The sequence below is a fragment of the Halomonas sp. genome (assembly GCF_029263665.1).
In the GTDB taxonomy this organism is placed as follows: Bacteria; Pseudomonadota; Gammaproteobacteria; order Pseudomonadales; family Halomonadaceae; genus Halomonas.
Window position 1 is genome coordinate 56,536 of the sequence record NZ_JAJUFQ010000004.1, and the last position, 13,967, is coordinate 70,502.

The 13,967-nt window shown below is 57.9% G+C and carries 12 protein-coding genes and 1 other RNA gene; 3 read left to right on the forward strand and 10 right to left on the reverse strand.

Annotated elements, in window-relative coordinates; genetic code table 11:
• Positions 1–102: 102 nt before the first annotated feature.
• The 10 genes from ftsW to rsmI form a co-directional block, all read right to left on the reverse strand.
• Positions 103–1,338 (reverse strand): putative lipid II flippase FtsW, encoded by a 1,236-nt coding sequence (gene ftsW / locus Q1K07_RS05060; protein WP_300308826.1) that lies wholly within the window; start codon positions 1,336–1,338, stop codon positions 103–105.
• Entirely contained in the window at positions 1,335–2,753 is a 1,419-nt protein-coding gene (murD, locus tag Q1K07_RS05065; protein WP_300308829.1) for a UDP-N-acetylmuramoyl-L-alanine--D-glutamate ligase, read from the reverse strand. The genes ftsW and murD overlap by 4 nt, the downstream gene beginning before the upstream one ends.
• A gap of 7 nt (positions 2,754–2,760) precedes the next feature.
• Positions 2,761–3,843: a phospho-N-acetylmuramoyl-pentapeptide-transferase gene (gene mraY / locus Q1K07_RS05070; RefSeq protein WP_300308832.1), complete on the reverse strand. Its 1,083-nt coding sequence runs from the start codon at positions 3,841–3,843 to the stop codon at positions 2,761–2,763.
• 9 nt (positions 3,844–3,852) lie between these two features.
• Entirely contained in the window at positions 3,853–5,229 is a 1,377-nt protein-coding gene (gene murF / locus Q1K07_RS05075) for a UDP-N-acetylmuramoyl-tripeptide--D-alanyl-D-alanine ligase (protein ID WP_300308835.1), read from the reverse strand.
• Entirely contained in the window at positions 5,229–6,740 is a 1,512-nt protein-coding gene (locus Q1K07_RS05080; protein ID WP_300308838.1) for a UDP-N-acetylmuramoyl-L-alanyl-D-glutamate--2,6-diaminopimelate ligase, read from the reverse strand. The genes murF and Q1K07_RS05080 overlap by 1 nt, the downstream gene beginning before the upstream one ends.
• A 14-nt stretch (positions 6,741–6,754) precedes the next feature.
• Entirely contained in the window at positions 6,755–8,485 is a 1,731-nt protein-coding gene (locus tag Q1K07_RS05085; protein ID WP_300308841.1) for a penicillin-binding protein 2, read from the reverse strand.
• The gene (gene ftsL, locus Q1K07_RS05090) at positions 8,482–8,805 is read right to left on the reverse strand and encodes a cell division protein FtsL (RefSeq protein ID WP_300308844.1); all 324 of its coding nucleotides are present in this window, start codon (positions 8,803–8,805) and stop codon (positions 8,482–8,484) included. Before ftsL ends, Q1K07_RS05085 begins: the two co-directional genes overlap by 4 nt.
• An 8-nt stretch (positions 8,806–8,813) precedes the next feature.
• Positions 8,814–9,770, reverse strand: a complete 957-nt coding sequence (rsmH, locus tag Q1K07_RS05095) for a 16S rRNA (cytosine(1402)-N(4))-methyltransferase RsmH (RefSeq protein ID WP_300308847.1) — start codon at positions 9,768–9,770, stop codon at positions 8,814–8,816.
• A 60-nt stretch (positions 9,771–9,830) separates the two neighbouring features.
• Positions 9,831–10,183: RNase P RNA component class A (rnpB, locus tag Q1K07_RS05100), an RNA gene on the reverse strand.
• 85 nt (positions 10,184–10,268) lie between these two features.
• Positions 10,269–11,135, reverse strand: coding sequence for a 16S rRNA (cytidine(1402)-2'-O)-methyltransferase (rsmI, locus tag Q1K07_RS05105; RefSeq protein WP_300308851.1), 867 nt, complete (start codon positions 11,133–11,135; stop codon positions 10,269–10,271).
• Between the two features lie 47 nt (positions 11,136–11,182).
• Here rsmI and Q1K07_RS05110 point away from each other — a divergent pair, with 47 nt between their 5' ends.
• Genes Q1K07_RS05110 through Q1K07_RS05120 form a run of 3 tightly spaced genes read left to right on the forward strand, consistent with a single transcriptional unit; the run spans position 11,183 to position 13,964 of the window.
• Positions 11,183–12,940 (forward strand): penicillin-binding protein activator, encoded by a 1,758-nt coding sequence (locus tag Q1K07_RS05110; RefSeq protein WP_300308854.1) that lies wholly within the window; start codon positions 11,183–11,185, stop codon positions 12,938–12,940.
• On the forward strand, positions 12,940–13,314 hold the full coding sequence (locus tag Q1K07_RS05115) for a YraN family protein (RefSeq protein WP_300308856.1): 375 nt from the start codon (positions 12,940–12,942) through the stop codon (positions 13,312–13,314). Before Q1K07_RS05110 ends, Q1K07_RS05115 begins: the two co-directional genes overlap by 1 nt.
• Before the next feature lie 56 nt (positions 13,315–13,370).
• Positions 13,371–13,964 (forward strand): phosphoheptose isomerase, encoded by a 594-nt coding sequence (locus tag Q1K07_RS05120; protein ID WP_300308859.1) that lies wholly within the window; start codon positions 13,371–13,373, stop codon positions 13,962–13,964.
• The last annotated feature ends 3 nt before the right edge of the window (positions 13,965–13,967 follow it).

A 13,967-nucleotide genomic window follows, 5' to 3' on the forward strand; every position in this document is an offset into this window, starting at 1 on the left:
CTTCCATTCATAGGTCTTTTCCAACTCCACTCAGGGCAGCTTTCCTCGCCACGCTGAGGATGTTCTTTCCAGCCTCACCCAGAGTGCCTTTTCCAACCACGCTCAAGACTTCACTCCTTGAGCATCGGTACGCTGACGGGTCCCGATACGCTGAGCAGTGGGAGCAGACTGACGTTTACGTTCGCGGGTCTCGATATCCACCCGCAGCAGCAGGGCCACCATGACACAACTGACAATCAAGCTTGAACCACCATAGGACAGCAGCGGCAGCGTCAGTCCCTTGGTGGGCAGCATGCCGCTGGCCACGGCGATATTGATAAAGGCCTGAGCACCGATCACCAGGGCAATGCCATAGCTGAGATAGGCCGCAAAGGGCAACTGGGCCAGTTCAGCACGCCGCCCCACCGCCATGGCGCGCCACACGAGCAGAGCGAACAACCCGATAACGGCAATGGCACCGACCAGGCCAAGCTCCTCGGCCAGCACGGCGAAAACAAAGTCGGTATGAGCCTCCGGCAGATAGAACAGCTTCTGTACGCTGTTGCCCAGCCCCATGCCGAATACCTGACCTCGACCAAAGGCAATGAGTGCCTGCGTCAACTGATAACCACTGGCAAACTGATCCGCCCATGGGTCAGTGAAGCTGGTCAGGCGCGCCATACGATAGGGCTCTGCCACAGCAAGCAGTGCCCCCAGCAGCCCAACCCCGATGAATAGCAGGATAAAGCGCCCCCAGGGAGCGCCTGCCATCAGCAACATCCCCATGACACACCCTGTCATCACTACCACAGCACCATAATCAGGCTCGAAGATGAGCAGGAATGCATATACCCCGACCACCGCCAGAGGGCGCAGGAAAGCCCCCCACTGGGTACGCACCTGAGGCAGAAAGCGCTCCAGGTAACCGGACATGTAGACAATCAGACACAGCTTGGCGATCTCAGAAGCCTGTAGATTGATCGGTACGCCAGGTACTGATAACCAACGCTTACTACCATTGACCTCGCGCCCAACCAGCAGCACCAGAATCAGAAATCCCACGCCTACCAGCAACAACAACGGCCCATTGGCTTTCCACCAGGCCAACGGCACTCTCAATGCCAACGTTCCAACGGTAACGCCAGCCAACACAAAAATGCCGTGGCGAATACTGAAGTACCATGCATTACCTGTCAGACCAGAGGCCACTTCAGTGGAAGCCGAAGTCACCATTACCCAGCCAATCAACAGCAGCGAAAAGGTCGCTACCAGCAGCCAGCCATCAAAGGCATGATCACGCGTGGAAAGGCGCTCGCTGATATCTCCCAGGCGACGCCGGATCTTGCCCAATCGGCTCATGCATCCCCCTCAGTGAACCGCTTGACCCAGTGACGAAAGGCATCGCCCCGAGCCAGATAGTTGGCGAATTGATCAAGGCTGGCACAGGCCGGTGAAAGCAATACCGCATCGCCTGGTTCAGCAATCTCTCTTGCATGTTCCATGGCAGCATCAAGGGTATCCACCCTCGTCAGTGCAACATGCCCTTCCAGGGCCGAGCATAGCCGTTCGGCATCCTGGCCAAAGACCACCGCCTCCCGTGCATATTGAGACAAAGGCTCGGCCAGAGGTCGGAAATCCGCCCCTTTGCCCACACCCCCAGCCAGCAGAATCAGGCGCCCATCAAGAGTCGGACCCAGACCAGCGATAGCCGCCAGGGTTGCCCCGACATTAGTCCCCTTGGAGTCATTGATCCAGGCAACACCATCGATGTCGGCAATCCATTCACTGCGATGCGGAAGCCCGGCAAAGTGTTTCAAGACCTCCACCATGGTTTCAACAGGCAAACCCAGACGATGCCCCATCGCCATGGCTGCCAGAGCGTTGGCCTGGTGATGACGCCCCTTGAGTTTCATGCTGGAAACCGGCATCAAGCGTTCATTGCCATGGGCAAACCATAGCTGGCCATCGTGCCCGGCAATCCCCCAATCATCGTCATTGGCAGGAGGCGACAGGGTAAAGCGCGATTGCGCCGGGAGCGGAGCCTTCGGCCATGTCATGTCGTCATCTGCATTGATCACGCCATGAGCCGCCCCTTTGAAAATTCTCAGTTTTGCATGGCGATAGCCCGCCATGTCGCCATGGCGATCCAGGTGGTCCTCACTGAGATTGAGAAATGCTGCCGTATCAGCAGCAAGACATGGTGTTGTCTCAAGCTGAAAGCTGGACAACTCGAGCACAAACAGCTCTGCCTCGGTATCTTCCAGCAGATCCAGCGCCGCCACCCCCAGATTACCGCCTACAGCCACCCGGCAACCGGCCTGTCTAGCCATTTCACCGACCAGAGTCGTCACTGTGGACTTGGCATTCGCTCCCGTAATGGCTGCAATACGCCCTTGGCAAGCACGCCGGAACAAAGCGATCTCTCCGACCAGACGAGGTTCTCCTGTCTGCGGATTGATCTGGGCAAGCAAAGGTGCCAACACAGGATGGTGGGGGTCGACGCCCGGACTTTGCACCACTTCAAAGGCATCATCCAGACTCAGCCCATCCAACGAGCCAAGACGCAGCGCAACATCTGGAAAATTGCGCAGAAAGTCATCAAGCCCAGGAGGTACATCCCGGGTATCGACGACCATGAAACGTCGTCCAATACGTTTGAGATGGCGACAAATGGCCATCCCGGAAATACCAAGCCCCACGACGACCGTAGTGCCTGGCGGGACCCGGTAATCCTGGGGCAGGAAGGTATTAGGCAGGTCGCATTCGGCGGCCATGACTACCTCAACGGATCTTCAGTGTGGCCAATCCCATCAGGACCAATATCACAGTAATGATCCAGAAGCGTACAATGACCCGCGGCTCGGGCCAGCCTTTCAGCTCGAAATGATGATGCAATGGGGCCATACGAAAAATGCGGCGCCCTGTCAGCTTGTAGGAACCCACCTGCAGGATGACCGAGATGGTTTCCATGACAAACACACCGCCCATGATGAACAACACCACCTCCTGGCGGACAATCACCGCCACGACTCCCAAGGCTGCGCCTAACGCCAAGGCGCCGACATCTCCCATGAATACCTGAGCCGGATAGGTGTTGAACCACAGAAAACCAAGCCCTGCACCAGCAATGGCGGAACAGAACACCGCCAGTTCGCCGGAGCCGGGAATCAAAGGCATCTGTAGGTATTCGGCAAATACCGAGTTGCCACTGGCATAAGCAAACACCGCCAGGCCCATGGCCACCATGACCGTCGGCATGATGGCAAGGCCATCAAGGCCATCAGTGAGATTGACCGCATTCGAGCTACCTACGATGACCAGATAGCTGAGAACGACGTAAAAAGCTCCCAGAGGCAGGACAAAATCCTTGAGAAGCGGCAGCGTCAAGCTGGTTTCCACCTCGGAAGCTGCTGTGGCATACAACACGACGGAAGCACTGAGACCAATCACCGACTGCCAGAAATACTTCCAGCGTGCCGGCAGACCTCGAGGATTCTTTTCCACCACCTTGCGGTAATCATCCACCCAGCCAATCGCGCCAAAGCCCAGGGTCACGATCAGTACGATCCAGACATAGTGATTACTCAGATCCCCCCACAGCAAGGTGCTCACTGCCATGGCCATCAGGATCATGGCGCCGCCCATGGTAGGCGTACCGGCCTTGGACAAGTGGGATTGCGGGCCATCGTCACGCACCGCCTGACCTATCTGGCGCTCGACCAGACGACGAATCATCAACGGACCCAGCCAGAGGCACAGTACCAGTGCCGTGATTGTGGCCAGGATCATCCGTAACGTAAGATAACCAAAGACGTTGAAGGCGCTCTGGTGCTGCGCCAGGAGTTCAGCCAGAAAAAGCAACATGTATCAGTTTCACCTTGAAACATCCGGCCGTAAGGCCGCCACGACGTGTTCCATTCCCGTGGCCCGTGAGCCTTTTACCAGCACGCTGGCATCCTTGGGAAGCTGGCTCAGCACATGACGGATCATCGCCGCTTGATCAGAAAAATGGACTCCGCCTTCACCGAAGGCATGGCTCGCGATCTGCGCCGCGTCACCCAGAGTACCGAGAAATTCCACCCCTTGTTCCCGCGCATAGTGCCCGATTTCGGCATGCAGCCGGTCCGATTCGGCACCCAATTCGCCCATAGCGCCAAGCAGGCACCAATGAGGCCCTGGCAAGCTCATCAGCGTATCGATGGCCGCCTTCATCGCTCCCGGGTTGGCATTATAGGTATCGTCAAGCACCCGAGCGCCATTCATGCCGTCGACGACTGTCAGCCGCCCTTTCATTGGAGCGACTTCACACAACCCGGCAACAATATGACTTTCGCTCACGCCCATGGCCAGTGCCGCTGATGCCGCCGCCAACGCATTCGCTACATTATGGCGTCCCATCAACGGCAGTTGAACCCGTCCCAGAGAGCGATCATCAAAAGTCAGCGTGAAAGCATAGCGTCCGAAATCATCACAAGCCAGAGAGGATGCCATGACACGGGCCTGTCTGGACAAGGAAAAATCCATCACCTCTCGAGGTGCCGCCAGACTCGACCATAGCGGGAAGAAGGCATCGTCTCGATTGAGCACAGCGATACCGTTCTCCGACAGCCCGGCGAGGATTTCTGCCTTGGCCTGAGCGATACGCCCAAGACCACCGAATTCTCCCACATGGGCTCCGGTAACATTGGTGATTACCGCAACCTGTGGCTCAGCCAACTCCGTGGTCCAGGCAATCTCCCCGAGATGATTCGCGCCAAGTTCCACGACGGCCCGGCCGTGCTCTGGCTGCAGAGCCAGCAACGTCAAAGGGGCGCCGATGTCATTATTGAGATTCCCCTGGGTTGCTAGAATATCTCCTTCACGTGACAACAGCGTAGCAAGCATCTGCTTGACAGTTGTCTTGCCACTGTTGCCTGTCACTGCCACCAGAGGACCTCCCCAGGCACGACGACAAGCACGCCCCAGCAACCCCAGGGCCATGCGAGTATCACCCACGACGAATTGAGGAAGAGGATCGTCTACTGGCCGCTCCACTACTGCAGCCACGGCCCCCGCCTCTCTTGCCTGGGCAAGAAAGTCATGAGCATCAAAGTGCTCACCACGTAGCGCCACAAAAAGCGCACCTGTGGATAGCCGCCGCGTATCGGTGAGCACGGCACTTACCGGGGTTTGTGCATCAGCACCTTCGGGCAAGGCAAGCCCGAGAGCAGTAGCTATATCACTCAGGTTTTGCAGGCCAAGGATATTCATCAGCTATCACCTTCCCCACCCCTGCTGAGGGCTCTCTGCGCTTCGACCAAGTCCGAGAAGTCATGGCGCACCCCATGAATCTCCTGGTAGGTTTCATGGCCCTTGCCTGCGATCAGCACCACATCATCGCTTCCAGCTTCACGGATGGTGCGTTCGATCGCGACAGCACGTTCAGCAATATTCCAAGTACGCTCAAGGTCTCCCGCCGAAAGCCCGTCAAGCATGGCGGCCCGGATGGTTTCAGGGTCTTCGCTACGCGGATTATCATCAGTAATCACTACTCTATCGGCATGCTTGGCTGCGACCTGCGCCATCAGTGGACGTTTGCCAGTATCGCGATCACCGCCACAACCGACCAGACACCACAACTTTCCCTTGCCCGGCAGATGCGCCTTCAGCCCCTGCAGGGCATTCTCCAAGGCATCCGGGGTGTGGGCGTAGTCAATCACGACCGTAGGAGCGGCCCCCGTTTCCTGCGTGACAGGCTGCATCCGGCCGGGGACCGGCGTCAGGGTCTCGGCAGCCGCGAACAAGGCATCGAGCCGTGCCCCAAGGCCATAGAGAGCCGCCATGGCCAACAGGACATTATCCAGGTTGAATCGCCCCATCAGCGGCAGTACCAGAACTTTTTCACCTTCCGGGGTGGCAATCAGGGCGCGCTGGCCATCAAGATGAGGATTCCAGTCAAGCACCCGCAGGGATACGGATTCGCCTTCTCCAGTGGCCAATACACGCACGTCCTTGGCCACCCCCGCCAACATCAGGCGCGCCAGGCTGTCGTCACCATTCACCACGGCCAGTTTCAGACCAGCCTGCTGAAACAGCTTTGCTTTGGCAGCGGCATAAGCTGCCATGCTGCCGTGATAGTCCAGATGATCTCGCGTCAGGTTGGTAAAGACTGCAGCGTCAAAGCGACAACCGGCAATACGCTCTTGATCCAGTGCATGGGATGACACTTCCATGGCAACCCGGCAGATGCCTGCTTGCGCAAGCTCTCCAAGTTGACGCTGTAGTGCAAGGGCCTCTGGCGTTGTCAGCATGCCCTGCTGCAACCCACCGGGGCGACCATGTCCAAGGGTGCCAATGATTCCCGCATCGACACCCAAGGCAAGAGATAATTCGGCAATATAGTGAGTTACCGAACTTTTGCCATTGGTGCCAGTGACACCGATCAGCTCCATATTGTCGGGGACCTGATAGAGTTCACGAGCAAACTCGCCAAGCCTTTCACGCAAGCCGTCGAGCCATATCACTCGATCATCGCTGATGGATGGGTTCGCTCCTTCGGCTTCGGCCAGCACCATCACGACACCAGCGCTCAGGGTCTGGTGGATATAGTCACGTCCATCGGCAGCCACCCCAGGAATGGCAATGAACACGCCGCCAGCATCCAGTTCACGGCTATCGGTAGTCAAAGTGGTGCTAGTCTGAACATCAAGCCTTTCAGGCAGCCGGCACTCAGGCCAGTACCGGGTCATCACGCTTACCAGATGTGCGACAGCTAGGGTCATGGTCATCAGCTTCCTTATTTCTTGCTGTCCTGCTCGGCCATCTCATCCAGACGGTCCGGCGGCACATCGAGAATACGCAGGGCATTACCGGCAATCCGAGCAAACACCGGAGCGGCAATGGCGCCTCCGTAATAGGCACCAGCCTTGGGGTTATCGATCATCACAACGGTGATGATACGCGGATCAGAGACTGGCGTAATGCCGACAAACAAGGAACGGTAAGAGCTCTTCTGATAACCGCCTGCCCCTGTCTTGCGTGCTGTACCACTCTTGCCTGCCACGCTATAACCCGGCACTACGGCGCGACGAATACCCTGCGGAGAAACAACTTCATCCATCATGTGCAGCATGTCATCAGCCACGTCGCTGCGAATCACCTGCTCACCTTCTGATGGCGAATTCAGGCGCAGCAGCGAAGGTGGTAGCCTCTTGCCATGATTGGCAATGGCAGTATAAGCACTGGCCAATTGCAACGGAGAAACCGACAGGCCATAGCCATAGGACAGAGCGGCCCATTGGCTGCTCGACCACACTCTGGGTGACGGAACATTCCCCGTGGCTTCACCAGGAAAACCAGTGCCTGGCGCCTGACCAAAGCCCAGTGAACGATACTTGTCGGGAACCACGGGCTCATCAAGCTGCAAGGTCAGCTTGGACATGCCGATATTGGAGGATTTGCGCAGAATACCGGCAAGGGTCAACTTGCCATTGTTGGACACATCACGAATGGTGTAGCGATCGATGCGCATCCATCCTGGCGAAGTGTCTACCACGGTATCCAGCGGAAATTTTCCTGTTTCCAGCAATGCGGACATGGCCAGCGGCTTCATGACTGAGCCTGGCTCGAACACATCGACAATAGCCTGGTTACGCAACCCTCGCGGATCAAGGCCCGCACGATTGTTGGGGTTATAGGATGGTTGGTTAACCATGGCCAGCACTTCACCCGTGCGGGCATCCAGCATTACCAGGGAAGCACCATCGGCATCATTTTCGTCCATCGCCACCTTGAGTTCGCGATAGGCCATGTACTGAAGACGCTGATCAATCGACAGCGTCAGGTCGCCTCCGGGCTGCGCTTCCTGCAGGACTTCCAGGTCACGCACCAAACGTCCACGACGGTCCTTGAGCACCCTGCGCTTGCCTGGCTCACCGGAAAGATAGGAATTGTAGGCCAGCTCAAGGCCTTCCTGGCCAGCATCATCGACATTGGTTACCCCAAGCAGCTGAGCGGTTACCTCGCCAGTCGGGTAATAGCGCTTGTACTCTTCACGTGCATATACTCCTGGCATGCGCAGATCCACGATCGGTTGTGCTTCCGCTGGAGTGAGACGCCGGCTGAGATACATGAACTCCTTGTCGCTGTAGCCAGCAACTCGCTCATTGAGTGAGTCCAGGTCAGTACCCAGCGCCTTGGCCAACATCAGGCGCTGAATATTATCCTCTGGCAACTGCTGGGGATTGGCCCATAAGGTCATGACAGGCGTGGAGATCGCCAGTGGTTCACCATTGCGGTCGGTGATCATGCCTCGGTGTGCCGGGATCGGATCGGTGCGCAGCGTCCGCGCATCCCCCTGCCCTTGCAGAAAAGTACGATTGATGACATGCAGATCCACGATACGGCCTGCGAGCAAGCCCAGGCCAATCAGTATCAGTGACATCATCACCACGTAACGAGCACGCCCCATGGGGGTCATAGGGGGGGGCCGACGGGTGGACACCCCGCGTGATTGCCCTGTACTCATGGAGCGATCACCTCAATATCGTGAATATCAGGTAGATGCATCTCAAGACGCTCCACCGCCATGCTCTCAATGCGCGATGGCGTTGACCAGGCACTTTCTTCCAGCAGTAACTGGCCCCACTCGGTCTGCAACTGCTGCTGCTCACGCTCCAGACTTTGCAAACGAGCATACTGTGTACGGGTCTGGTGGCTGACACTGATCACGGCCAGGGCCGATACCAAACAGGCACCCAGCAGTGCCAGCACCAGAATGAGCCGGGGGGTGAAGGTTTGCCTGAGCGGCCAACCGAAAGCATTGATATCCAGTCGTCCTTGAGCCATGGGTTTCCTCAATAACGCTTGCGGGCGATACGCATCACGGCACTGCGGGCCCGGGGATTGGCGTCGACTTCTTCCTTGCTGGCCTTTTGTGCTTTACCCAGGGACTCCAGACGCCTCTGTATCTGGTCATCTCGCAATGGTACTCCCTTGGGAAGCTGAGTATCGCCGCGCACATGGTCACGAATGAAGCGCTTGACGCGACGATCTTCCAACGAGTGGAAGCTGATTACCACCAGGTGCCCTCCGGGCGCCAGTGCTTCCAGAGCCTCTTCAAGGGCCGCATCCAGTTGGTCCAACTCACCATTGATCTCGATACGTATCGCCTGAAATACCCGTGTGGCCGGATGCTTGCCTTTTTCCCATGCAGGATGGGCAGCCTTGACGACCTCGGCCAGATCAGCTGTCCGTGTAAAAGGACGCTCCTTGCGCCGCTCGATGATGGTCCGGGCCAAACGGCGAGCATAGCGCTCCTCGCCATAGCGCTTGAACACCCCTGCCATTTCGGCTTCATCGACACGGGCCAACCAGCTGGCAGCACTCTCCCCTCTTGTAGGATCCATGCGCATGTCCAACGGACCATCACGCAGGAAGCTGAATCCTCGCTCAGCGTCATCGAGCTGAGGAGAGGATACCCCGACATCCAGCAATATGCCGGAAATCTGGCCATGCAAGCCCTTTTCTCGAGTCACATCTCCCAGACGGGCAAACTCGGAATGAACGATGGAAAAGCGAGGGTCCACAATATTGGCAGCTTCAGCAATGGCTTGCGGGTCTCGGTCCAGAGCCAGCAGACGCCCTTCCGGTGCCAGGCGAGATAGGATGGCGCGGGAGTGACCGCCACGACCGAAGGTGCCATCCAGATAGATTCCCTTGGGGTCATGAATCAGCGCTTCTACGGCGCCGTCGAGCAGAACGCTGACATGAGCGAAGCCGCGCACAGAAGGTTCAGAGGTGGGTGACGGCATGTATATCTCGTTCGACGGGCTGAAAAGAGCAACTACGAAGGGGCGCATCATATTGAAATCAGGGGGAGTTGGCCGATAAGCCGGGTTCTGTCGTGGACAGCCATTCCTCTAGAGGCAGCGTCGCCACTACCTTCAAGCAACCTACCCGAACCCAGCGCGGGCCACGCCAACGGGTTCCTATTTGGTCTTGCTCCGAGTGGGGTTTACCGTGCCACGCACTGTTACCAGGCGCGCGGTGCGCTCTTACCGCACCCTTTCACCCTTACCGGCCTCCCAAAGGAGGCTTAGGCGGTCTACTCTCTGCTGCACTTTCCGTCGGCTCACGCCGCCCAGGCGTTACCTGGCACTCTGCCCTATGGAGCCCGGACTTTCCTCCCCCGCATCAAAGCGGCGGCGACTGTCTGGCCAACTCCCGCGGCAAGCATACCAGTGGCCCGCAAACCCCTCAATCCCCGTCCACCGAGAACGAGGCTTATTTTCAGTTATCTTATCCTATATTCAAGCCCCATCTTTCAGACTCTGAGCCTGGGCATACCAGGACTTTTTCGTCCCACCAAGCACTCGAGTGGCCACTGCCGCTGTCTGCTTCACTCCCACTCCTTCTGCAAGCAGTGCCTTGAGCAAAGTCTCAGCATCGACATCGCCACCCGCTACTTCCGCACCATTCTCCAGCTTTGGTGCACCAGTGACCATGACCACAAACTCACCGCGGGCCTGATCCGGGTCGTCTTCCATCAACCTCAACAATGCCCTGGCATCCCCATCGAGAAAGGTTTCAAACGTCTTGGTCAGCTCACGACCAAGCACAATTCGACGCCCACCCAATAGCACAGCAATATCCTCGAGTACATCACGAATACGGTGCGGCGATTCATAAAACACCAGCGTCTCGGTAGCCTTTACCAATGCCTCCAGACGCACACGGCGAGCACTCCCCTTGGCAGGAAGGAATCCATGAAACGAAAAGCGATCTGTTGGCAGTCCCGCTGCACTCAAGGCAGTAACCAATGCACAGGGCCCTGGTACCGGCACGATGCGAAAGCCTGCAGCACGTAATTCTCTGACCAGGACATACCCCGGATCACTGATCAGCGGCGTCCCTGCATCACTGATCAAGGCCACATCAGCACCACCGGCCAGCACATCCTTTAGCTGAGAGACTCGCCCCCCCTCATTATGGTCGTGTAGCGACACCATTTTTGGTGATATGCCCAGGTGGCGCATCAGGCGAGCACTATGTCGAGTATCCTCTGCAGCCACCATGGCCACACGCCCCAGCACAGCTGCCGCTCGAGGACTTAGGTCATCCAAGTTCCCAATCGGTGTGGCGACCACGTACAATGAACCGGCTAAAGCGTCTGACATCTCGGGCTCCCTGGGGTGAATTCCGCATCGAGGACAAGGAAGGATTCATGATGATTTCGACTCGCGGCCCTCTGGCCACCATGCTGCTTGCGCTGACACTGGCGGGGTGTAGCGCACCTGGCGTGATCCAAAGGACCTTCGACGAAGATCCTGACCAGCTACTGACCCAGGCTGCCCAACAACAGCCAGCCCAGGCGGCGCAAACTCGTCTGCAAGCGGCCGACATCCTAGCACGATCCGAGCGCCGCCCCGAGGCTCTGGAAGTCGCCAAACAGATCGACGACAGCCAGCTTAAAGACGACAACCTGCGCCAATGGGCACTGTTGCTGTCAGAGTTAGGCGACAGCGAAGGAGACCCTCAAGCGGTGCTGCGCGCCACCGACGCGAGCAAGCTCGTCCAGTTCTCCGACGACCAGCTCAACCTCCTGCTGCTACGCCAGGGGCTTGCATTTGGTCAGCTTGGCCAGGCTCAGAAATCTGCCCGTATTCTTCTGCAGGTACAGACAGCCTCTGGCCGCGAGGACATCAACGACGCCATCTGGGCTCAGCTATCGACCCTCAGCGAACGTCAAGCCAATGCCCTGGCCCAGCCGGACAACGCCATTGTGACAGGTTGGCTGTCACTGGCAGCTCTCGTGCGCAACAGCAATGGGGATATCGACCAGTTGTTTACCCAACTGGATGACTGGCGCGTGGCCAACACGGACCACCCGGCCAACCGCCGCATGCCGAAACAGATCACGGCAATGCGCGATCTGCGGGGCAAGCAGGTCACCAAGATTGCGGTCATGCTACCCGAAAGTGGTCCTCTTGCCGGCGTTGCCGATGCCATCGAAGAGGGTATCCGGACCCGGCAGAAAATCAGCGGCAACAGTGGTGCCAAGCTGGCATTCCTCGACACATCCAGCGCCAGTCTCGACCAGTTGTATCAGACAGCCAAAGGCGGTGGCGCCCAAGTCGTGATCGGGCCTCTGGACAAGAAGGACGTCTCCCAACTGGAGAGCCGCGCCAGCGTCCCTCTGCCCACCCTGGCACTGAACTATGGAGAAGGCGCTTCAAACACGACCGAGGGGCTCTTCGAATATGGCCTCTCTGCGGAAGACGAAGCCCGGCAGGCTGCTCGCCGCGGCTGGCAAGACGGACACCGCAAGGCATCCGTTCTTGTTCCCAACAATGACTGGGGCCAGCGAGTTGGCGAAGCCTTCTGGAATGAATGGAAAGCACTGGGGGGCGAAGTTGCCTCCGCGGTACGCTACTCGCCGTCTGCTCCTGCGACCGACAGCACACGCCGCGCGGTAAGCGAGCCTCGCCCGGACATGCTCTTCTTGCTGGCACTTCCCGATTATGCTCGCCAAGTGCGTCCAACACTGCAGTATTACAATGCTCTCAAGCTGCCAGTCTACGCCACGTCCCATCTGTATGAAGGGCGGCCTCAGCCAAATCTGGACAGGGACCTGGATGGCGTCCAGTTCCTCGACATACCATGGCAGATCCCTGATGCCGCAGTGGGTGGTGCCGAGGCCTTGCCCTTCTATGCCAGCTACCAGCAGTTGCGCTCTGAAGACAACCCGGGCACATTTCGACTCAAGGCCATGGGGGTAGATGCCTACGAGCTGGCTCGTCGCCTGCCCCAGTACGAGGCCATACCGCAGACACGCATGCAGGGAGCAACCGGCATGCTTGGTGGCAACAGCGATGGCCGCATCTACCGCGAGTTGCCCTGGGCAGTGTTCGTCAATGGCGTACCTTCTCCCATCCTGGCCGGTGGCGATACTGACGGCGCTGCCAGCAGCGAGCAACGCTGATGCCGGATACCAGGCCACAGTCAGCCAGAGCAAGGGGAGCATGTATCGAGCATGCCGCCAGCCTATGGCTCAGCCAGCGAGGCTTGCGCCTGGTAGCCAGCAACCAAGCCACCAAAGGTGGCGAACTCGACTTGATCATGCACCACGGCGACATATTGGTTTTTGTCGAGGTTCGTCACCGCTCCAGCAATCGCTTCGGGACGCCTGCAGAAACGGTCACGCTCACCAAACAGCGCCGCCTGATAAAGGCGGCGCGTTTTTATCTGCAGCGCAACCGGCTATCATGTCCTTGCCGCTTCGATGTTCTGGCTGTTACCGGATCACCGCCTGATCTCGACTTTTATTGGATTCCCAATGCCTTCGAAGCGAACTGAACACACTGGAAACACTCAAAGTCCTGACGTGTTTCCCCATGGACCAGGAAAACAGCATGGACTTCCAGAGCCGAATTCTCGGACATTTCAACGACAGCATCGACACCAAGACCTACGCCAGCGAAGTGCTCCCGCCCTTCATCGAAGTGGCTAGTCAAATGATGGTTCAGTGCCTGGTCACCGACGGCAAGATTCTTGCCTGTGGCAACGGCGGCAGTGCTGGCGACAGTCAACACTTTTCCTCGGAGCTGCTCAATCGCTTCGAGCGAGAGCGTCCCAGCCTTCCCGCATTGGCTCTGACCACCGACACATCAACCTTGACCTCCATCGCCAACGATTACAGTTATAACGATGTGTTCTCCAAGCAGATCAGGGCACTGGGCCAACCTGGCGACGTGTTGCTGGCGATATCCACCAGCGGCAACTCGGCCAACGTCATCCAGGCCATTCAAGCTGCCCATGATCGCGACATGACAGTCGTCGCCCTGACCGGACGCGACGGTGGTGACATGGCATCATTGCTTGGCCAGGACGATTGCGAAATCCGTGTCCCGGCCACCTCTACCGCACGCATTCAGGAAGTGCATCTGCTGGTGATTCACTGTCTCTGCGACTTGATCGACGAACAACTCTTTGGTGCAAGCGAGTAATTC